Annotated in this window: 2 protein-coding genes; both read left to right on the plus strand. The window is 73.2% G+C overall.

Annotated features, from left to right (window positions below; genetic code table 11):
• Nucleotides 1–68: 68 nt before the first annotated feature.
• Nucleotides 69–14,630 carry a type I polyketide synthase gene (locus ACFYNP_RS37100; RefSeq protein ID WP_388791745.1) on the plus strand — a complete coding sequence of 4,854 codons (14,562 nt, stop codon included), beginning with the start codon at nt 69–71 and terminating at the stop codon, nt 14,628–14,630.
• Between the two features lie 321 nt (nt 14,631–14,951).
• A partial coding sequence (locus ACFYNP_RS37105) for a type I polyketide synthase (RefSeq protein ID WP_388791743.1) occupies nt 14,952–23,629 on the plus strand: 8,678 nt, incomplete at its 3' end.

Below are 23,629 nucleotides of genomic sequence, written 5' to 3' on the forward strand. Positions count from 1 at the left end.
CGTGGTTGGTGGGCGCCCCGCGCCCCGCACTCTCCGAACCGACTTGTCTCTAGGAGCTGGGCCAGATGGTGAACGACGACAAAATCCGCCGGCTTCTCAAGCAGGTGACGGCGGATCTGCACACGACGCGTCGGCGGGTGCGCGAGCTTGAGGCCAAGGGCGCGGAGCCGGTCGCGATCATCGCGATGAGCTGCCGCTTCCCCGGCGGCGCGAGTACCCCCGAGGAACTGTGGCGGCTGGTGCGCGACGGCGTGGACACCGTGTCCGCGTTCCCGGCGAACCGCGGCTGGGACACGGCCGGGATCTACCACCCCGACCCCGACCACCAGGGCACCACCTACGCCCGCGAGGGCGGGTTCGTGTACGCGGCCGACGAGTTCGACGCGGGCTTCTTCGGGATCTCGCCGCGCGAGGCACGCGCCATGGACCCGCAGCAGCGCCTCCTCCTGGAGACCGCGTGGGAGGCCGTCGAGCGGGCGGGCATCGACCCGCTGAGCCTGCGCGGCAGCCGCACCGGCGTGTTCACCGGCACCAACGGCCAGGACTACACGGCCGTCGTCGCCGACGCCGCCGACAGTACCGAGGGCTACTCGGGCACCGGCAACACCGCGGCCGTCGTCTCCGGGCGCCTCTCCTACAGCCTCGGCCTGGAAGGCCCGGCCGTCACCATCGACACGGCCTGCTCCTCCTCCCTGGTCGCCCTGCACCTGGCCGCGCAGGCCCTGCGGCAGGGCGAGTGCGGACTCGCGCTCGCGGGCGGCGTGTCCCTGATGTCCACGCCCACCGCCTTCGTGGAGTTCAGCCGCCAGCGCGGCCTGGCCGCCGACGGCCGGTGCAAGGCGTTCGCGGAGGCGGCGGACGGGACGGGTTGGGGCGAGGGCGTCGGTCTGCTCCTCCTTGAACGCCTGTCGGACGCCCGCCGCAACGGCCACGAGGTCCTCGCGGTCGTACGCGGCTCCGCCGTCAACCAGGACGGCGCGAGCAACGGGCTCACCGCCCCCAACGGGCCCGCCCAGCAGCGCGTCATCCGCGCGGCGCTGGCGAACGCGGGTCTGGCGGCCGGTGACGTGGATGCCGTCGAGGCGCACGGCACGGGCACCACGCTCGGCGACCCCATCGAGGCCCAGGCGCTCCTCGCCACGTACGGACAAGGACGGCCGCGCACCCGGCCGCTGTGGCTGGGATCGGTGAAGTCCAACCTCGGGCACACCCAGGCCGCCGCGGGCGCCGCCGGTGTCATCAAGATGGTCATGGCGATGCGCCACGGACTGCTGCCCGCCACCCTGCACGTCGACAGGCCGACGTCCCACGTCGACTGGTCGGCCGGCGCCGTCGAGCTCCTGACCGAGCCCCGGCAGTGGCCGGAGCGCGAGGAGGGACCGCGCCGCGCGGGCATCTCCTCGTTCGGCGTCAGCGGCACCAACGCGCACGTCATCGTCGAGCAGGCACCCGCCGACCCGCCTCGGGGCGCGGCCACCTCGGGTCCGGGTGCTGAAGGTTCGGCCGGGGACACCGGTGCCGAACCGGCCGTCGGTGACGCGGAGTCGGCAGCAGACGCGGGCGTGCGCGCCGTCGACGGCCCCGTCCCCTGGCTCGTCTCCGGCCGCACCCCCAAGGCGCTGCGCGCCCAGGCCGCCCGGCTGCGCGAGCACCTGCTCACGGCCCCCGACCTGGCCGCCGACCCCGCAGGACGCGCCGACTTCGGCTGGACCCTCGCCACCGGCCGCTCGGCCTTCGAGCACCGCGCGGTGCTCTTCGGAGAGGACCGCCATCAGGTCCTCCAGGCCCTGGAGTCCCTGGCCTCCGAAGCGCCCGCCGCGGGAACCGTGACCGGTTCGGTGACCGAGGGCCGCCTCGGTGTCCTCTTCACCGGCCAGGGCAGCCAGCGCGTCGGCATGGGACAGGAGCTGTACGAGACCTTCCCCGCCTTCGCCACGGTCCTCGACGAGGTGTGCGGCCACCTGGACCCGCTCCTCGACCGCCCCCTGAAGGACGTCATGTTCGGCACGGACGCCGAACTCCTTGAGCGGACGGGATACGCGCAGCCCGCGCTGTTCGCCGTCGAGGTGGCCCTCTTCCGGCTCGCGGAGTCCTTCGGGATACGCCCCGAGATCCTCGGCGGCCACTCGGTGGGTGAGCTGGCCGCCGCGCATGTCGCGGGCCTGTGGTCCCTTCAGGACGCGGCCCGACTGGTGGGCGCGCGCGGCCGGTTGATGCAGGCGCTGCCCCGCGGCGGCGCCATGCTCGCCGTCCAGGCGTCCGAGGCCGAGGTGAGGCCGCTGGTGGAGGAGGTCGCCGAGTGGGTGGGCCTCGCCGCCGTCAACGGCCCCGCCCAGGTCGTCCTCTCCGGCGACCGCGGCGTCCTGGAGGACCTGGCGGGGCAACTGCGCGCCGAGGGCCGCAAGACCCGCTGGCTCAAGGTCAGCCACGCCTTCCACTCGCCGCTGATGGCGCCGATGCTCGACGAGTTCCGCCGGGTCGCGCAAGGCCTCACCTACCACGACCCGGCACTGCCGCTGGTGTCGAACCTGACCGGACGTCTCGCCACCGCCGCCGAACTGAAGGACCCCGAGTACTGGGTCCGGCACGTCCGCGAAGCCGTTCGCTTCCACGACGGCCTGGCCGCCCTCGCCGACTTCGGCGTCACGACCTTCCTCGAACTCGGCCCCGACGCCGTCCTCACCGCGATGGCGCACGACACCCTCACCAGCCCCGAGGCCCAGTCCGGGCTAGTCACCGCCCTGCGCCGCGACCGGCCCGAGCCCGTCACGTTCCGCACCGCCCTGGCCCGCCTCCACGTGCGCGGCGCCACCGTCGACTGGACCGCTCTGTACGCGCCCGCGGGAGCGCGCCGCCGCGTCGCCCTGCCCACGTACGCCTTCCAACACCAGCGCTACTGGCTGGACACGAGCCCGCCGGCCGCCCCCGGCCGCGCCACCACCGGCCCGGCCCCCGCCGACGGCGCCGAGGCCCGCTTCTGGGAGGCCGTCGAGCACGAGGACCTCGCGGAACTCACCGGCGCCCTGGACGTGCCCGACGACGCCCCGCTCACCTCGGTCCTTCCCGCCCTGACGGCCTGGCGGCGCAGGCAGCGCACCACGTCCACCCTGGACGGCTGGAACTACCGCGTCACCTGGAACCCGCTGCCCCTGGGCGGCGGCCCCGCCCTCACGGGCACCTGGGCCCTGCTTGTCCCCGACGAGCCCGCCGACCTCCCGTGGAGCGCCGCCGCCGAACGCGCCCTCACCACCGGCGGCGCCCACGTCACCGTCGTACGCGTCCCGCAGGCCACCGCGACCGACCGCCCGGCGCTCACCGAACTGCTGCGGCAGCACGACGCGACGGCGTGGGACGGCGCCCTGTCGCTCCTGGCGGCAGCCGGTCAGCCGGAGCCCACGGACGCCGCCACCCAGCCGGACCTGGCAACACTCGCCCTGCGCACGGCAGTCCTGCTCCAAGCGCTCGACGACGCCAACAGCACCGCCACCGTATGGGCCGCAACCCATCGCGCGGTGACGACGACCCCCTCCGAGCCGGCCGCCGACCCCGCGCAGGCGAGCGTCTGGGGCCTCGGCCGGGTCGCAGCCCTGGAGTACCCGCAGACTTGGGGCGGCCTCATCGACCTTCCCGAAACCGCCGACAAGGCAGCCGCCACGAGCCTCGCCCGGATACTCGGGAACCCCGAAGGCGAGGACCAGATGGCGGTTCGCGCGTCGGGCGTGTTCGTACGCCGGCTGGTGCGCGCGCCCCTCGGCGACGCGCAGGACCGCGCGTGGTCGTCGCACGGCACGGTCCTGGTCACCGGCGGCACGGGCGCCCTCGGCGCGCACGTCGCGCGCTGGCTGGCGCGCGAGGGCGCCGAGCACCTCGTCCTGACGAGCCGACGCGGCCCGGACGCCCCCGGCGCCCCCGAACTCCGTACTGAATTGGCGGAGTTGGGTGTACGCGTGACGGTCGCGGCCTGCGACGTCTCCGACCGGGAGGCGCTCGCCCGGCTACTCGCCGAGATCCCCGCCGACGTACCGCTGACGGGCGTGTTCCACACGGCCGGAATCCTCGACGACGGCGTGCTCGACGGCCTCACCGGGGACCGCCTTGCCGCCGTGTTCCGCGCGAAGGCGGAGTCGGCCCGGCATCTGGACGAGCTGACCCGCGACGCGGACCTGTCGGCGTTCGTCCTCTTCTCCTCCTTCGCGTGCGTCGCGGGCGGCGCGGGCCAGGGCGGCTACGCCGCCGCCAACGCGGCCCTCGACGCCCTCGCCGAGTCCCGGCGGGCCGCCGGGCACGCGGCGATGTCCGTCGCCTGGGGCCCGTGGGACGGCACCGGCATGGCCGCCGGGGGAGCGGCGGCCGAGCGGCTGCGGCACGGCGTGATGCCGCCGATGGACCCGGACCTCGCGATCACCGCCCTGCACCGGGCCCTCGGCCACGACCAGCCCCTGCCCGTCGTCGTGGACATCGACTGGGACCAGTACGCGCCCGGCTTCACCGCCGCCCGCCCCAGCCGCCTCTTCGCGGACATCCCGGAGGCGCACGCGGCGCTCACGGACCGCACGGCCACCGCGGGCCCGACGGCAGGTGCCCCCGCGAACGCACTCGCCGACCGCCTCGCAGCCCTGGCCCCGGCGGACCGCGAGGCTGCCCTCCTGGACCTGGTGCGCGCCCAGGCGGCCGACGTCCTCGGCTACCCGAGCCCCGACGACGTACACGTCACCCGCGCCTTCCGCGAGCTGGGCTTCGACTCGCTCACGGCGGTCGAACTGCGCAACCTCATCGGCGCGGCCACCGGCCTCAAGCTGCCCACCACCCTGGTCTTCGACCATCCCACGGCGACCACACTGGCCGCCCACCTGCACACCGAACTCTTCGGCGACGAGACCGCGGCCGCGCCGCCCGCCGCCACGGCAGCCCCCACAGCCGACGACGAACCCCTCGCCATCATCGGCATGAGCTGCCGCTTCCCCGGCGGCGTACGCAGCCCCGAGGACCTGTGGCGCCTGGTGGCCGACGGCGTCGACACGATCGCCGGCTTCCCCGACGACCGCCGCTGGGACACCGAGGGCCTCTTCCACGCCGACGCCGGACAGACCGGCACCTCCTACGTCCGCGAAGGCGGATTCCTCTACGACGCCGGGCACTTCGACGCCAAGTTCTTCGGCATCAACCCGCGCGAGGCCCTCGCCATGGACCCGCAGCAGCGCCTCCTCCTGGAGACCTCCTGGGAGGCGTTCGAGCGCGCCGGCATCGACCCGGCCTCGCTGGGCGGCAGCCAGATCGGCGTATTCGCGGGCACCAACGGCCAGGACTACACCGCCGGAGTCGACCACGTACCCGACGAGGTCGAGGGCTACCTCGGCATCGGCAACGCCGCGAGCGTCGCCTCCGGCCGCATCTCCTACACGTTCGGCCTCGAAGGCCCGGCGGTGACGGTCGACACCGCGTGCTCGTCGTCCCTGGTCGCCCTGCACCTGGCGGGCCAGGCGCTGCGCAACGGCGAGTGCACCATGGCGCTCGCGGGCGGTGTCTCAGTGATGTCGACCCCCGCCACGTTCGTGGAGTTCAGCCGTCAGCGCGGGCTCGCGGCGGACGGCCGGTGCAAGGCGTTCGCGGAGGCGGCGGACGGCACGGGCTGGGGCGAGGGCGTCGGCATGCTGCTGGTGGAGCGGTTGTCGGATGCGCGGCGCCTTGGCCATCGGGTGCTTGCGGTCGTGCGGGGTTCCGCGGTGAACCAGGACGGCGCGAGCAACGGGCTCACGGCCCCGAACGGACCGTCCCAACAGCGGGTGATCCGGGCCGCGTTGGCGAACGCGGGCCTGGCGGCCGGTGACGTGGATGCCGTCGAGGCGCACGGCACGGGCACCACGCTCGGCGACCCCATCGAGGCCCAGGCCCTCCTCGCCACCTACGGCAAGGAGCGGTCGGACGGCGAGCCCCTGTGGCTCGGCTCCATCAAGTCCAACATCGGACACACGCAGGCGGCCGCCGGCGTCGCCGGTGTCATCAAGATGGTGATGGCGATGCGCCACGGCGTGCTGCCCAGGACACTGCACGTGGACGCCCCGTCCTCCGAGGTGGACTGGTCGGCGGGCGCGGTCGAGCTGCTCACCGGGGCGCGGGACTGGCCGGAGCGCGGCGGCATGCCGCGGCGCGCGGGCGTCTCGGCGTTCGGTGTGAGCGGTACGAATGCGCATGTGATCGTGGAGCAGCCGCCGCACGTGGCGGTGGAGGAGGCGTCCGACGAGGCGTCCGACGGGGCCTTCGTCGGTGGACAGTCGCCGACGCGTGTGGCGCCGCTGGCCCTGTCGGCGAAGACCCCGCAGGCCCTGCGGGAGCAGGCCGCCCGGCTCCGCGAACACCTCGTGGCACACGCCGAGTTGGGTGTGGGTGACGTCGGCTGGTCGTTGGCGGTGACTCGCTCGCGGTTCGAACACCGCGGCGTTGTACTCGGCCGGGACCGGGATGAACTGCTCGCCGGGCTTGAGCACCTCGCGCGGGACGGCTCACCCGCGCGGAACGTCGTCACGGGACAGGCGGCGCGGGGCGGCGGAGGCACGGTCCGCCCGGTGTTCGTCTTCCCCGGGGGACAGGGAGCGCAGTGGGCCAAAATGGCGCGTGAACTCCTGGACGATTCATCGGTGTTCGCGGAGCGGATGCGGGAGTGCGCGGACGCGCTGTCCGAGTTCGTGGACTGGGACCTGCTCCAGGAGCTGAGCGGTGACCGGTTCGACGAGGTGGACGTGGTCCAGCCTGTTCTGTTCGCGGTCATGGTGTCGCTGGCGGCCGTGTGGCGGGCGGCGGGTGTCGAGCCCGCGGCCGTGGTGGGCCACGGTCCGGGCGAGATCGCGGCCGCGTACGTGGCGGGCGCGCTGTCGCTCGCGGACGCGGCATGCGTGGTGGCCCTGCGGAGCCAGGCTGTCCGGGAACTGTCGGGCAAGGGCGCCATGGTGTCCGTACCGCTGCCGGAGCAGGAGGTGCGGCAACTGATCGCCGCGTGGGGCGACCGGATCGAGGTCGCGGCCGTCGACGGCCCCGCCCGGGTCGTGGTGTCCGGCGAGGCCGAGGCTCTGGAGGAACTGGTCGCCGCGTGCGCCGCCCAGGACGTCCAGGCCGCTGCGCTCGCCGTGGACCACGCCGCGCACTCCGCCCAAGTGGAGCGCTTCGAGGCCCACTTGGCCCTGGTGCTCGCCCCCGTGGTGCCGCGCCCTGCCGATGTGCCGGTGCTCTCCACGGTGACGGGGGAGTGGCTGCAGGCGGGCACTCCCATGGACGCGGGGTACTGGTACCGGAACCTGCGCCACCCCGTCCTCTTCGGGCAGGCAGTCGGCGGGCTGATCTCCGAGGGGCACGGGCTGTTCGTGGAGATGAGCCCGCACCCCGTGCTGACGGCAGCGGTCCGGGCCGCCATCGACGCCACGGATGCTCCGGCGGTCGCGATCGGCTCCCTGCGCCGGGCCGAAGGCGGTGCGCACCGCCTCATGGAAGCCATCGCCGAAGCCCATGTGTACGGCGTCGAACTCGACTGGAAGGCCCTCTTCCCCGGCGCCCGTGCGCCCGTCGACCTGCCGACGTACGCCTTCCAGCGCGAGCACTTCTGGCTCGCGGACGGGCGCACGCCGGGCAGCGCCCCGGCGCCCGCGCAGGACGAGGTGGAGGCGCGGTTCTGGGAGGCAGTGGAGCGCGAGGACTTGAAGGAGCTGGCCACCGAGCTGGAAGTGGCGGACGGTTCCGCCTCCGCCGGGCTTGGTGCCGTGCTGCCCGCGCTGTCGTCGTGGCGGCGGCAGCGGCGTGAGCGGTCGACCCTCGACGGGTGGCGCTACCGGGTCACCTGGAAGCCGCTCGCAAACGGTGCGCTACGGCGTGCCGGGGCGCTGTTGGGGACTTGGCTGGTTGTCGTGCCCGAGGAGGCGGCGGCGCACCCGTGGGCGGTCGGCGTCAGCGATGCGCTGACGCAGGCCGGGGCAAGCGTGGCTGAACTCGGCGTCACCGAAGCCGAGTTGACCCGGGAGGGCCTGGCCGGGCTGCTGCGTGAACATAAGCAGAGCGCGGTCGGCACGGCCGAACCCGCAGGCGTCGTCTCCTTGCTCGCCCTCGCCGAGCACCCGCACCCCGCACATCCCGTGCTCCCCACCGGCCTTGCGGCCACCGTCGCCCTCGTGCAGGCCCTCGGCGACGCCGAGATCGGTGCCCGCCTGTGGGCCGTCTCCACGGGAGCCGTCTCCACCGGCCGCAGCGACCGTCTCGCAAGCCCCGCCCAAGCCCAACTGTGGGGCCTGGGACGGGTCGTGGCCTTGGAGCACCCCGAGCGCTGGGGCGGTCTCATCGACCTGCCGCAGACTCCCGACAGCCGTACGGCGACCCGACTCGCCACAGCCCTGGCGGGCATCCCGGCCAACGCCGACTCCGAAGCCGACGACGAGGCGAACGGCGGCGCCGGCACAGGCGCCGGAACCGGCACCGGCACCGGCTTCGAGGACCAGATCGCCGTACGCGGCTCCGGCCTCTTCGTACGCCGTCTCACCCACGCACCGCTGGGTGCCCACTCGTCGCGCACCTGGACGCCACGTGGCACCGCGCTGATCACAGGCGGGACGGGCGCCCTCGGTGCGCACGTCGCCCGCTGGCTGGTGCGCGAGGGCGTCGAGCACCTCGTATTGACGAGCCGTCGCGGTCTCGATGCTCCGGGCGCAGGTGAACTGGTGGCGGAACTGGAGGAGTTGGGAGCCGAGGTCACGATCGCGGCCTGCGACATCGCCGACCGGGACGCGGTCGCCGGACTCCTGGACGAACTGGCCGTCGGCGGGCACACGCTCCGCTCCGTCTTCCACGCCGCCGGTGTGAGCCCCGCGCTCCCGCTCGCCGACACGGCACCTGCGGACCTCGCCGACGCCCTGGACGCCAAGGCGGCGGGCGCCGCCCACCTCGACGCGCTCCTGGGCGACACCGAGCTCGACGCCTTTGTCCTCTTCTCCTCCATCGCGGCCGTCTGGGGCAGCGGCGGCCAGTCCGGATACGCCGCGGCCAACGCCTTCCTCGACGCGATCGCCGAGCGCCGCCGCGCCCGCGGCCAGGCGGCCACCTCGGTCGCCTGGGGTGCCTGGGGCGGCAGCGGCATGGCCGCCACCGCCGAGGCCGAGGAGCACCTGCGCCGCCGTGGCGTCGCGCTGCTCGGTCCCGACCTGGCCATGGGCGCGCTCGCGCAGGCACTCACGTACGACGAGACGTGCCTGACGGTCGCCGACGTGGACTGGCAGCGGTTCGCCGCCACCTTCACGGCCGCGCGGCCCAGCGCCTTCCTCGGCGGTCTGCCCGAACTGCGGCCCCAGCGGGAGCAGTCGACATCCGCCCCGGCGGGCAGCGGCGCGCCGGTCTCGGAGTGGGCCTCCCGGCTCACCGGGCTCCCGGAGGCCGAGCGGCAGCGCCTGGTCCTCGACCTCGTACGGACCGAGGCGGCAGCCGCCCTGGGCTACGCCGGACCCGAAGCCGTCGAACCCACCCGCGCCTTCCGCGAGTTGGGATTCGACTCCCTCACCGCCGTCGAACTCCGCAACCGTCTCACCGCCGCGACCGAGGTCTCCCTGTCCGCGACGGTGGTCTTCGACCATCCCTCACCCGAGGTCCTCGCCCGGCACCTCCTTGCGGAGCTGTCCGGGGGCGCCACCGTCGCGACGGCGGCACCCGCCCGCGTGGCGGAGCCCGCCGACGTGGCCGACGACCCCATCGCCATCGTGTCGATGAGCTGCCGCTTCCCCGGCGGCGCCAGCACCCCCGAGGGGCTGTGGCAGCTGCTCGTCGACGGCACGGACGCCATCTCCGTCTTCCCCGCCGACCGCGGCTGGCAGCTCGACGCCGCCGCGCGCTACAAGCCCGAGGGCGGTTTCGTCTACGACGCCTCGGAGTTCGACGCCGGCCTCTTCGGCATCTCGCCGCGCGAGGCCCTGGCCATGGACCCGCAGCAGCGACTGCTCCTGGAGACCACCTGGGAGCTGTTCGAACGCATCGGCGTAGCCCCCAAGTCCCTGCGCGGTACGCCGACCGGCGTCTTCGTCGGATCCGGCTCCCAGGGGTACGCGACCGGGCTCGACAGCGTCCCCGAGGGCGTCGAGGGACACCTGATGACGGGTACGTCCGGCAGTGTCATCTCCGGCCGCCTCGCCTACTCCTTCGGCCTCGAAGGCCCGGCGATGACCGTCGACACGGCCTGCTCGTCGTCGCTGGTCGCCCTGCACCTCGCCGCGCAGGCCCTGCGGCAGGGCGAGTGCGACCTCGCCCTCGCCGGTGGCGTCACCGTCATGGCGACGGCCGGTGCCTTCGACGAGTTCAGCCGCCAGGGCGGCCTTGCCTCCGACGGCCGCTGCAAGCCGTACGCGGAGGCGGCGGACGGCACCGGCTGGGGCGAGGGCGCGGGCCTGCTGCTCCTGGAGCGGCTGTCCGACGCGCGCCGCAACGGCCACGAGGTCCTCGCGGTCGTACGCGGCTCGGCCGTCAACCAGGACGGCGCCAGCAACGGCCTGACCGCCCCCAACGGCCCCTCCCAACAGCGCGTGATCAGCCAGGCCCTCGCCAACGCCCGTCTCGCGCCCGAGCAGATCGACGCCGTGGAAGGCCACGGAACCGGCACCAGCCTGGGCGACCCCATCGAGGCCCAGGCCCTCATCGCCACGTTCGGACAGGACCGCCCGGCCGACCGGCCGCTGCTCCTCGGCTCGGTGAAGTCCAACATCGGACACACCCAGGCCGCGGCCGGTGTCGCGGGCGTCATCAAGATGGTCATGGCGATGCGTCACGGCGTCCTGCCGCGGACCCTGCACGTGGACCGGCCCAGCTCCCACGTGGACTGGTCGGCCGGGACCGTCGAACTGCTCGACCGGGCCCGCGACTGGCCCGACCGTGACGGCGCGCCGCGCCGCGCCGGCGTCTCGTCGTTCGGAGTCAGCGGAACGAACGCCCATGTCGTCGTGGAACAGGCACCCCGGCGACGCGGCAGGCCCGCCGAAGCCGAGCCCCGGCGGTCCGACGCGGCAGCGACGGCCGACGTAGCCGTGCCGTGGCCGGTGTCGGCCCGCGACGCGGACGCCCTCCGCGCCCAGGCCGGCCGCCTGCGGGCACGCCTCCTCGCCGACCCGGCCCTCGCGGCGGACCGCACCGGACTCACCGACCTGGGCTGGTCCCTGGACACGGGCCGGTCGCCGCTCGAACATCGTGCTGTTGTTCTGGGTCGGGAGCGGGTGGAGTTCCTGTCCGGGTTGGAGGCGTTGGCTTCCGGTGGCGGTTCGGGTGTGGTCTCGGGGGCGGTTGCCGAGGGCCGTCTCGGTGTGGTCTTCACCGGTCAGGGCAGCCAGCGGCTTGGGATGGGCCGTGAGTTGTACGAGGTGTTCGCGGTGTTCGCGGATGCGTTGGACGAGGTGTGCGCGCACCTGGACGGGCACCTGGACCGGCCGCTGAAGGATGTGGTGTTCGGTGGGGATGCCGGGTTGTTGGAGCAGACGGGGTATGCGCAGCCCGCGTTGTTCGCCGTCGAGGTGGCTCTGTATCGCCTCGCCGAGTCCTTCGGGGTACGTCCCGAGATCGTCGGCGGCCATTCGATCGGTGAGCTGACGGCTGCGTATGTGGCCGGGCTGTGGTCGTTGGAGGATGCGGCCCAACTGGTGGCTGCGCGGGGGCGGTTGATGCAGTCGCTGCCTGAGGGTGGCGCGATGCTGGCGGTGCAGGCGGCCGAGGCCGACGTGCTGCCGCTGCTGGAAGGTGTCACGGATCGGGTCGGCCTGGCCGCTGTGAACGGCCCCTCGCAGGTGGTCCTGTCCGGTGAGCGCGTGGCTCTGGAGGGCCTGGAGGAGACCCTGCGTGGGCAGGGGAGGAAGGTGCGGTGGCTGAAGGTTTCGCACGCCTTCCACTCGCCGCTGATGGACCCGGTGCTCGACGAGTTCCGGCGTGTGGCGGAGGGCCTGACGTATCAGAGCCCGGCGCTGTCGGTCGTGTCGAACCTGACCGGGCAGCTCGCCACTGCCGACGAGTTGAAGGATCCCGAGTACTGGGTCCGTCACGTCCGTGAGGCGGTCCGTTTCCACGACGGTTTGACTGCCCTCACCGCGCAGGGCGTGTCGACGCTCCTTGAGCTCGGCCCTGACTCCGTCCTGACGGCGATGGCGCACGACACCGTCACCGATCCGGGCGCGCAGGCGGGCCTGGTGGCCGCCGTACGCAAGGATCGCCCGGAGCCGGACACCTTCCTGGCCGCCCTTGCCCAGCTCCACGTGCGCGGGATCGAGGTCGACTGGGCGCCGCTGTACGCCCCGGTCGAGTCCCGACGCCGCGTGGACCTCCCCACGTACGCCTTCCAGCGCCGGCACTACTGGCTGGAGGCGGCGGCGGACACGGCGGCCGTGGACGGAGCCGTGACCGCCGACGAGGTGGAGTCGCGGTTCTGGGAGACGGTGGAGAGTGAGGACCTGGCCGAGCTGGCCAAGACCCTGCACGTGCCGGACAACGCGCCGCTGACCGAGGTGCTGCCCGCGCTGACGGCCTGGCGGAAGCAGCGGCGCGAGACCTCCACGCTCGACAGGTGGAACTACCGTGAGTCCTGGACGCCGCTCACCGAGGCGGCGGCCGGGAAACTCACGGGCGACTGGCTCGTCGTCGTACCGGAAGGGCGGGCGGACACGTCCTGGAGCGCGGCGGTCGCCGCGCTGCTGGCCGAGCACGACGCACGTGCGGTGACGGTGGAAGTGCCCGCGCACGCCACCGGCCGGGACGCGCTCGGCGCGGCCCTGCGCGCGGCGGTCGGGGAGTCGGGCGGTGCGGCCGGGTTCAGCGGTGTGCTGTCGCTCCTGGCCGCAGCTGACGACGGCGCACCGCACGACAGCGATGCCGTACCGCCGGAGGTCGCGCTCACGCTGGGGCTGATCCAGGCGCTGGGTGACGCGGGCGTCGACGCGCCCCTGTGGTGCGCCACCCGCCATGCCGTCGCCGTCGGCAACGCCGACGTGCACACCGCCCCCGGGCGGACGGCGCTGTGGGGACTCGGACGGGTCGCCGCGCTGGAGTACCCGGAGCGCTGGGGCGGCCTCGTCGACCTGCCCGAAGCGGCCGACACGGCGGCGGTGACCCGGCTCGGCCGTGTCCTCGGCGGCGCGTGGGCCGGGGAGGACCAGGTGGCGGTGCGCGGGTCCGGAGCATTCGGGCGCCGCATAGTACGGGCGGCGACTCCCCTCGAAGGCGACAAGGCCGGCGAGTGGACACCGCGCGGCACGGTCCTCGTGACCGGCGGCACCGGCGCCCTCGGCCGGCACGTGGCGCGGTGGCTCGCGCACGAGGGCGCCGGCCATCTCGTACTGACGAGCAGGAGCGGTCCCGACGCTCCCGGCTCCCTTGAACTCCGAACCGAGCTGGAGGAGTTGGGCGTACGAGTGACCGTCGCGGCTTGCGACGCGGCCGACCGTGAGGCGCTGGCGCGTCTTGTGGACGAGATCGGCAACGGGGGCGGGGACGGCGCTCCGCTGACCGCGGTGTTCCATGCCGCAGGCGTCTTGGACGACGGCGTGCTCGACGCGCTGACGCCGGAGCGGCTCGCCACCGTGTTCCGCGCCAAGGCGGAATCGGCGCGCAACCTGGACGAGCTGACGGCAGGCCTCGACCTGTCGGCGTTCGTGCTGTTCTCGTCGTTCGCCGGGGTCGCGGGCGGCGCCGGTCAGGGCAGTTACGCCGCTGCCAACGCCTTCCTCGACGGGCTCGCGCACGCGCGCCGGGCCCGCGGCCTGACCGCCACCTCGGTGGCCTGGGGTCCGTGGGCGGGCAGCGGCATGGCCGCCGAGGGTGTGGCCGCCGAGCGGCTGCGCGGCGGCGCGATCCCGCCCCTGGAGCCGGACCGCGCCATCGCCGCCCTCAAGCGGCTGCTCACCCAGGACCGCACCGCCGTCATGGTCGCCGACGTCGACTGGCAGCAGTACGCGCCCGCCTTCACCGCCGTGCGGCCGAGCAGGCTGTACGCCGAACTCCCGGAGGTGGAGCGGCTTTCGACCGCCGCGGTCGCCGACGGCGGCGCCGGCGGACCGGCCGCCGGGCAGGGACCCGACCTGGTGGCGAAGCTCGCGTCGCTGCAACGCGCCGAGCAGGAACGACTGCTGCTCGACCTCGTCTGCGAGCAGGTCGCCGCCGTACTCGGCTACAGCGGCGCGGCGGCCGTCGAACCCACCCGCGCCTTCCGCGAGCTGGGCTTCGACTCCCTCACCGCCGTCGAACTGCGCAACCGCGTCAACGCCCTCACGGGCCTCGTCCTGCCCGCCACCGTGGTCTTCGACCACCCGACACCCACGGCGCTCGCCGGCTGCCTGCGTACCGAACTCGCCCCGGACGCCGCCGACCCGGCCACGCTACTGCTCGGCGACCTCGACCGGCTCGAAGGCAGCCTCGCGGCGGCCGGCTCGGCCGGCTCGGCCGGCACGGCCGACGAGATCACCCGCACCAAGGTGGCCGTACGCCTCCAAGCCGCCCTCGACCGTTGGAAGAACGGCGGGGGACAGCCGGGCGGCGGGACCGAAGCCACCGGCGACGCGCGCGATGTCGGCGAGCAACTCGCGGCCGCCAGCGACGACGAGATGCTCGAATTCATCAAGAAGCAACTCGGCCGCGGCTGAGGCCGACCATGCAGCCCATGCCGTGGAGTCAACTCCGTGTAGCCAACGCGAAGTAACCAATGCCATGTAACTAATGCGGCCAATGAATGGACAAGGAGTACCTGTCAAGGGTAAGAGATTGAACCGGCAGCCCCTACCCACCCCCATGTGTCGATCGCTCCCCCTCCAGCCTCAATTCGAGGCAATCCCATAGGGGCGAGTAGGGGGAGGGTAGGGGTTGTTGGTCGTATAGGGCCCCCATAGCGTCATCGAGAAAACGGCTGCGGACCGGGCCGTTGTATGCCAGCAGGTGCGGCACACGTCCTGAACAGGTGACATTTGATGGCGAATGAAGAGACGCTGCGCGACTATCTCAAGTGGGTTTCGGCGGACCTGCATCAGACGCAGCAACGTCTGAAGGACATCGAGGCCGCTGCTCAGGAGCCCATCGCGATCACAGCGATGAGCTGCCGCTTCCCCGGCGGCGTCAGCGGACCCGAAGACCTCTGGAGGCTGCTCTCCGAAGGCCGGGACGCCATTTCGGGACTCCCCACCGACCGGAACTGGGACCTGGGCGCGCTCTATGACCCGGATGGTGCCGGAAAGCAGGGAACGAGTTCCACTGCCCACGGCGGGTTCCTCGACGGCGTCGCCGAATTCGACGCGCATTTCTTCGGCATATCCCCGCGCGAAGCCCTCGCCATGGACCCGCAGCAGCGGCTCCTTCTGGAAACCGCGTGGGAGGCATTCGAGCGCGCCGGAATCGACCCGGCGACGGTACGCGGCAGTCGCACCGGCGTGTTCGTCGGCACCAACGGCCAGGACTACGCCCCGCTCCTCTTCGAAGCCGAGGAGGACGTCGAGGGCTATGTGAGCACGGGCAACGCCGCCGCTGTCGAATCCGGCCGCATCGCCTACACCCTCGGCCTCGAAGGCCCCGCCCTCACCGTCGACACGGCCTGCTCGTCGTCGCTGGTCGCCCTGCACCTCGCTGTGCAGGCGCTGCGCCAGGGGGAGTGCGGCATGGCCCTCGTCGCGGGCGTCACCGTCATCTCGACGCCCGGCGTATTCACCGAGTTCAGCCGCCAGCAGGGCCTCGCGGCCGACGGCCGCTGCAAGGCCTTCGCCGCCGGTGCGGACGGCACCGGCTGGGGCGAGGGCGTCGGCATGCTCCTCGTCGAGCGCCTCTCGGACGCGCGGCGCGCCGGACGCCCCGTCCTCGCGGTCGTACGCGGCTCCGCGATCAACCAGGACGGTGCGAGCAACGGCCTCACCGCGCCCAACGGCCCCTCCCAGCAGCGTGTCATCATGCAGGCCCTCGCCAACGCGCGCCTGACCGCGGCCGATGTGGACGCGGTCGAGGCCCACGGCACGGGCACGACGCTCGGTGACCCGATCGAGGCGCAGGCCCTGCTCGCCACGTACGGGCAGGAGAGGCCGGAAAACGGCGAGCCCCTGTGGCTCGGCTCCATCAAGTCGAACATCGGCCACACCCAGGCCGCGGCCGGTGTCGCGGGCCTGATGAAGATGGTCCTCGCCATGCGGCACGGCGTACTGCCGCAGACGCTGCACGTGGACGAGCCCTCGCCGGAGGTGAACTGGTCGGCGGGCGCTGTCGAGCTCCTGACCGAGGCCCGTGAGTGGGTCGAGCGGGACGGCGGCGGGCCGCGTCGCGCCGGTATCTCCTCCTTCGGTGTCAGCGGTACGAACGCCCACGTCATCGTGGAGCAGGGGCCGTTGGTGGAACAGGGGCCGTTGGCCGAGGAGCCTGTCGCCGCCTCCGAAGGGGAGGCCGAGGGGCCTGCGGCGGTCGTGGCGGGTGTGGTGCCGCTGGCTCTGTCCGGCAAGACGCCGGAGGCGCTGCGCGGGCAGGCGGCGCGGCTGCGGGACCACCTTGCCTCGCGCGCGGATCACGAACTGGGTGATGTGGCTTGGTCGTTGGCGGTTTCGCGGGCACGGTTCGAGTACCGGGGTGTTGTCGTCGGGCGGGATCGTGAGGAACTGCTCGCCGGGCTTGAGCGGCTGGCTGCGGACGATGGCGCGGCCGGCGGAGTGGTCACTGGGCGGGCCCGGGTCGGCTCGGCGCGTCCGGTGTTCGTGTTTCCGGGGCAGGGTTCGCAGTGGGCGGGGATGGCGCGTGAGCTGCTGGCGGAGTCCCCGGTGTTCGCGGAGCGGATGCGCGAGTGCGCGGAAGCGCTCTCGGAGTTCGTCGAGTGGGACCTGTTCGAGGAGTTGTGCGGGGACCGGTTTGACCGGGTGGATGTGGTTCAGCCGGTGTTGTTCGCGGTGATGGTGTCGCTGGCGGCGGTGTGGCAGGCGGGGGGTGTGAAGCCTGCGGCTGTGGTGGGTCACAGCCAAGGCGAGATCGCCGCCGCGTGTGTGGCCGGTGTGCTGTCTCTGCGGGATGCCGCTCGCGTCGTGGCGCTGCGGAGTGTCGCCATTCGTGAGTTGTCGGGCAGGGGCGGGATGGTGTCCGTGCCGCTGCCGGAGCGGGACGTGCGCGAGCTGATCATCGGCTGGGACGGCCGGATCGAGCTGGCTGCTGTGAACGGGCCTGCTCAGGTGGTGGTGTCGGGTGAGCCCGAGGCGTTGGAGGAGTTGGTGGCGCAGTGCGTCGCCCGGGACATTCGTGCCCGTACGATCCCGGTGGACTATGCGTCGCATTCCTCGTACGTGGAGCAGATCGAGCAGCAGATCGGTGAGGTGTTGGACGGGGTCGCCCCGCAGAACGCCGACATCCCGCTGTACTCGACCCTGACGGGTGCCTGGCTGGACGCCAACACTGCGATGGATGCGGGTTATTGGTACCGCAATCTGCGTCAGACGGTCCTGTTTGAGCATGCCACGCGTGGGCTTCTGGCCGAGGGGCATGGGCTGTTCCTGGAGATGAGCCCGCACCCGGTCCTCACCGTCCCGGTGCAGGCCACCATCGACGCGACCGACAGCCCGGCTGTCACGCTCGGCTCCCTCCGGCGTGACGAAGGCGGCGCCGAGCGCCTGCTGGCGTCAATGGCCGAAGCCCACGTACACGGCGCGGAGTTGGACTGGAGCGCCCTGGTCCCCGGCGCCCGCATCCCCGTCGACCTCCCCACGTACGCCTTCCAGCGCCAGCGCTACTGGCCGAAAGCCGTGCCCGTCGGCGCCGGTGACGTGGTGTTCGCGGGGCTGCGGGCCGCCGGTCATCCGCTCCTGGGGGCCTCCGTGGCCCTCGCGGACGCCGACGGGTACCTCTTCACGGGACGACTTTCGACGCAGACGCACCCCTGGCTCGCGGACCACGCGGTCGACGGCGCGATCCTGCTGCCCGGCACGGCGTACGTCGAACTCGCCCTGCGCGCGGGCGACGAGGTCGGCTGCGGCCACCTCGAAGAGCTGACCCTGGAAGCCCCCCTCGTCATCCCCGAGCAGGGTGCCGTCCAGCTCCAGATCTCGGTGGGCGGACCGGACGACGCCGGGCGCCGCGAACTCGGCCTGTTCGCGCGCCCGCAGGACGACGCCGACGACACCCCCTGGACACGGCACTTCACCGGCAGCCTGCTGCCCGCCGCGCCCTCGGAGCAGACCACCGACGCCGACCTGTCCGTGTGGCCGCCCGCCGGCGCCGAGCGCGTCGACGTCTCCGACCTGTACGAGCGCCTGACGGCCAACGGGCACGGCTACGGTCCCCTCTTCCAGGGCCTGAGCGCCGCCTGGCGCCACGGCGGCGACGTGTACGCGGAGATCGACCTGCCGCAGGAGGCGCACGCCGACACAGAGTCCTTCGGGCTGCACCCGGCGCTCTTCGACGCCGCCCTGCACGCCATCGGACTCGGTGACTTCATCGCCCGCACCGACCGCGCGCACCTGCCCTTCGTCTGGTCCGACGTCACGCTGCATGCCACCGGCGCCACCACGCTCCGGGTACGCGTCACGTCCGCCGGGACGGACACCGTCGGCCTGCTTGCCGCCGACGCCACCGGGCAGCCCGTCGTCTCCGTCGGTTCGCTGGCGCTGCGCGCCCTGTCCGAGGAGCAGCTGACCGGGGCGCCGAGGCGCGACGCGCTCTTCCAGGTGGAGTGGACGCCCGTCGACCCCCCGGCGTCCGGTGCCGACCAGCCCGCGCCGGCGGCCCTCCTCGCCGACGACGCCCCGTACGTGTCCGACGCCCTCCCCTTCGTACGAGAGGCCTTCGCGGACCTGGCGTCCCTGACCGCCGCGCTCGACGACGGCGCCGAGCCGCCCGCGACGCTGCTTCTGCCGCTGCTGACGCGCACCCCCGCCGATGAGCCCGCGGGGACGGCGCGTCCGGTCGAACTCGACGCGGTGCGGCCCCTGTTGGAGCGCGCGCTTGAGGCCGTGCAGGGCTGGCTCGCCGACGAGCGGTTCGAGTCGTCCCGCCTGGTCGTGGCGACCTGCGGCGCCGTCGCAGCCGATACCGCCCCGGACCCCGTGGCCGCCGCCGTGTGGGGCCTGGTGCGCTCGGCGCAGTCCGAGCACCCGGGCCGCTTCGTCCTCCTTGACCTGGACCCCTTCACCGGCGTGACCGAGGACCTGGTCGCCGCCGCACTCGCCACGGACGAGCCCGAGCTCGCGGTCCGCGGCGGTGCGCTGCGGGCCCCGCGCCTGACCCGTGTACCGAACCCCCCGACGCCGGACACCACGGACGCCGCCGCCTGGGGCGAAGGTACCGTCCTCATCACCGGAGGAAGCGGCACCCTGGGCGGCCTGGTGGCCCGCCACCTCGCGGCCCGGCACGGCGTACGGGACCTGCTCCTCGTATCCCGCCGGGGCGACGACGCCCCCGGTGCCGCCGCACTCCGCATGGACCTGGAGGCCTCGGGTGCCCGCGTGCGCATTGCCGCCTGCGACACCGCCGACCGCGCCGCGCTCGCCGCCCTCCTGGACGAGATCGGCGCCGAACTGTCGGCCGTCGTGCACGCCGCCGGCGCCCTGGACGACGGAGTCGTCACCGCGCTGACCCCCGAGCGCCTGGACACCGTCCTGCGCCCCAAGGCCGACGCGGCACTCCACCTGCACGAGCTGACGGCGGGCCTGAACCTGTCCGCCTTCGTCCTCTTCTCCTCCGCGGCCGGCGTCTTCGGCACCCCCGGCCAGGCCAACTACGCGGCCGCCAACGCCTTCCTCGACGCGCTCGCCCAGCACCGCCGCGCCCAGGGCCTCCCAGCGACCTCGCTCGCCTGGGGCCTGTGGGCCGAGGGCAGCGAGCTGACCGCCCACCTTGGCACCGGCGAACTGGACCGCCGGGCACGCGCCGGAGCCGCCGCGCTCACCACCGACGAGGGCCTGGACCTCTTCGACGCCGCCCACACCGCCGGCCACCCGCTGATGGTGCCGGTCCGCCTCGACCTCGTGGGCCTGCGCGCCCGCGTCGCCTCCGACGGCGTCCCGCCGCTCCTGCGCACCCTGGTCCGCGCACCCCAGCGCCGTACCGCGGCCGCCGCCGACCGGCAGGAGGGCTCCGCCCTCGCCCAGCGCCTCGCCGCGCTGCCCGAGACGCATCGTGAAGAGGAAGTCCTCACCCTGGTGCGCGGCCACGCAGCCGCCGTCCTCGGCTACCCGTCGGCCGACGCGATCGCACCCGACCGCGCCTTCCGCGAAATCGGCTTCGACTCGCTCACCGCCGTCGAACTGCGCAACAGGCTCACCTCGGCCACCGGCCTGCGCCTGCCCGCCACCCTCGCGTTCGACTATCCTGCCGCCGCCGTCCTGGCCCGCCACATCCTCGAAGAGGTCCTGGGCACGGACGCGGCGACACAACCCCAGGGTGCCGGCCGGGCGGACACCGTGGCCGTGGACGACGACCCGATCGTCATCGTGTCGATGAGCTGCCGCTACCCCGGCGGCGTCAGCAACCCCGATGACCTGTGGCGGCTCGCCGCCGATGGCGTCGACGCCATCGGCGACCTGCCCAGCGACCGGGGCTGGGACATCGACTCCCTCTACGACCCCGACCCGGACAGCCCCGGCTCCTTCTACACGCGCGAAGGCGGCTTCCTCTACGACGCCGCCGACTTCGACCCGGCCTTCTTCGGCATCTCCCCCCGCGAGGGCCTGTCCATCGACCCCCAGCAGCGGCTCCTCCTGGAGACCACCTGGGAGGCCTTCGAACGCGCGGGCATCGACCCGGCCACCGCACGCGGCAGCTCCACCGGTGTCTTCGTCGGCGTCATGTACAACGACTACGCCACCCACCTCCTGAGCGCCCCCGGCGGCCTCGACGACCTGGAGGGGTACGTCGGCAACGGCAGCGCCGCGAGCATCGCCTCCGGCCGCATCTCGTACTCCTTCGGCCTCGAAGGCCCGGCGGTGACCGTCGACACGGCGTGCTCGTCGTCGCTGGTCGCTCTGCACCTGGCGGCGCAGTCCCTGCGCAACGGTGAGTGCGACATGGCTCTCGCGGGCGGCGTCGCCGTCATGTCGACCCCCGGAACGTTCATCGAGTTCAGCCGCCAGCGCGGCCTCGCGGCGGACGGCCGCTGCAAGTCCTTCGCGGCCGCCGCGGACGGCACTGGCTGGGGCGAGGGTGTGGGCCTGCTCCTCCTTGAGCGCCTGTCGGACGCGCGCCGCAAGGGCCACCAGGTCCTGGCCGTCGTACGCGGTTCCGCCGTCAACCAGGATGGCGCGAGCAACGGCCTCACCGCGCCCAACGGTCCCTCCCAGCAGCGCGTCATCCGGGCGGCCCTGGCGAGCGCCGGGCTGTCCGCCGCTGACGTGGACGCCGTCGAGGCGCACGGCACGGGTACGACCCTCGGCGACCCGATCGAGGCGCAGGCCGTCCTTGCCACGTACGGCAAGGAGCGGATGGCCGACCGGCCTTTGTGGCTGGGTTCGTTGAAGTCGAACATCGGGCACACGCAGGCCGCGGCCGGTGTCGCCGGTGTGATCAAGATGGTCATGGCGATGCGGGCCGGTGTCCTGCCCAAGACCCTGCATGTCGACGAGCCGACGCCTCAGGTGGACTGGTCGGCGGGGGCCGTTGAACTGCTGACCGAGTCCCGCACCTGGCCCGAGCGGGACGGCGGTGCGCCGCGTCGCGCGGGTGTGTCGTCGTTCGGCGTGAGCGGCACCAACGCGCACGTGATCCTGGAGCAGGCACCCGTTCTCGGTGAGACCGGGCGAGGCGAGGCCCCGTCCTCGTCGGTCGTGGCGGGTGTGGTGCCGCTGGCTCTGTCCGGCAAGACGCCGGAGGCGCTGCGCGGGCAGGCGGCGCGGCTGCGGGACCACCTTGCCTCGCGCGCGGACCACGAACTGGGTGATGTGGCTTGGTCGTTGGCGGTTTCGCGGGCGCGGTTCGAGTGCCGGGGTGTGGTCGTCGGGCGGGATCGTGAGGAACTGCTCGCTGGGCTTGAGCGGCTGGCTGGGGACGATGGCGCGGCCGGCGGAGTGGTCACGGGTCACACCCAAGGCGGCACGGTCCGTCCGGTGTTCGTGTTTCCGGGGCAGGGTTCGCAGTGGGCGGGGATGGCGCGTGAGCTGCTGGACTCCAGCCCGGTGTTCGGGGAGCGGATGCGGGAGTGCGCGGACGCTCTGTCCGAGTTTGTCGAGTGGGACCTGTTCGAGGAGCTGTGCGGGGACCGGTTTGACCGGGTGGATGTGGTCCAGCCGGTGTTGTTCGCGGTGATGGTGTCGCTGGCTGCGGTGTGGCAGGCGGCGGGTGTGAAGCCGTCGGCTGTGGTGGGTCACAGCCAAGGCGAGATCGCCGCCGCGTGTGTGGCCGGTGTGCTGTCTCTGCGGGATGCCGCTCGTGTCGTGGCGTTGCGGAGTGTCGCCATTCGTGAGTTGTCGGGCAGGGGCGGGATGGTGTCCGTGCCGCTGCCCGAGGGTCAGGTGCGTGAGCTGATCACCGCGTGGGGTGAGCGCGTTTCTGTGGCGGCTGTCAACGGTCCTGCCCAGATCGTGGTGTCCGGTGAGGCGGAGGCCCTGGGGGAACTGGTCGCGCAGTGCGTCGCGAACGACATCCGTGCGCGCACCATCCCTGTCGACTACGCCTCGCACTCCTTCTACGTGGAGCAGATCGAGACGCAGATCGGCGAGGCGTTGGACGGGGTCGCCCCGCAGGCTGCCGAGGTCCCGCTGTACTCGACCCTGACGGGTGCCTGGCTGGACGCCAACACTGCGATGGATGCGGGTTATTGGTACCGCAATCTGCGTCAGACGGTCCTGTTTGAGCATGCCACGCGTGGGCTTCTGGCCGAGGGGCATGGGCTGTTCCTGGAGATGAGCCCGCACCCGGTCCTCACCGTCCCGGTGCAGGCGACGATCGATGTGACCGAGAGCCCGGCTGTCACGCTCGGCTCCCTCCGGCGTGACGAAGGCGGCGCGGACCGCCTTGCGGCCTCGCTCGCCGAAGCCCACGTACACGGCGCCGAACTCGACTGGAAGGCCCTCTTCCCCGGCGCCCGCACCCCCGTCGACCTCCCCACGTACGCCTTCCAGCGCCAGCACTACTGGCCCGACCACTCCACCTCACCCGACACGACACCGGCCGCGGTGGACGAGGTGGAGGCTCGGTTCTGGGAGGCGGTGGAGCGCGAGGATCTGGCGGAGTTGGCAGCCGAGCTGGAGGTGGCGGACGGTTCCGCCGCCGCCGAGTTGGGTGCCGTGCTGCCCGTCCTGTCGTCGTGGCGTCGGCAGCGTCGCGAGCGGTCGACTCTCGACAGCTGGCGCTACCGGGTCACCTGGAAGCCGCTGCCGAGCGGCAACCTGCCCACGTCCGGGCTCTCCGGGCGCTGGCTCGTCGTGCTTCCGGAGAACGCGGCGGAACACCCGTGGGCGGCAGGTGCGAGCGAGGCGTTGGCGCAGGCCGGTGCGGAGGTCGTCGAACTCCGGGTCGGTGCCGATGAGTTGACGCGGTCCGAGTTGGCCGCTCGTCTGCGTGGCCTCGTCGGCGATGCGGGGCTCTCCGGTGTGGTCTCGCTGCTTGGCTTCGAGGAGTCGGCGCACGCGGCGTATGACGGCGTGCCCGTCGGTCTTGCGGGTACGGTCGCGCTGGTGCAGGCGCTGGGTGATGCCGGGGTCGG

Source organism: Streptomyces sp. NPDC006691, assembly GCF_042869955.1.
In the GTDB taxonomy this organism is placed as follows: Bacteria; Actinomycetota; Actinomycetes; order Streptomycetales; family Streptomycetaceae; genus Streptomyces.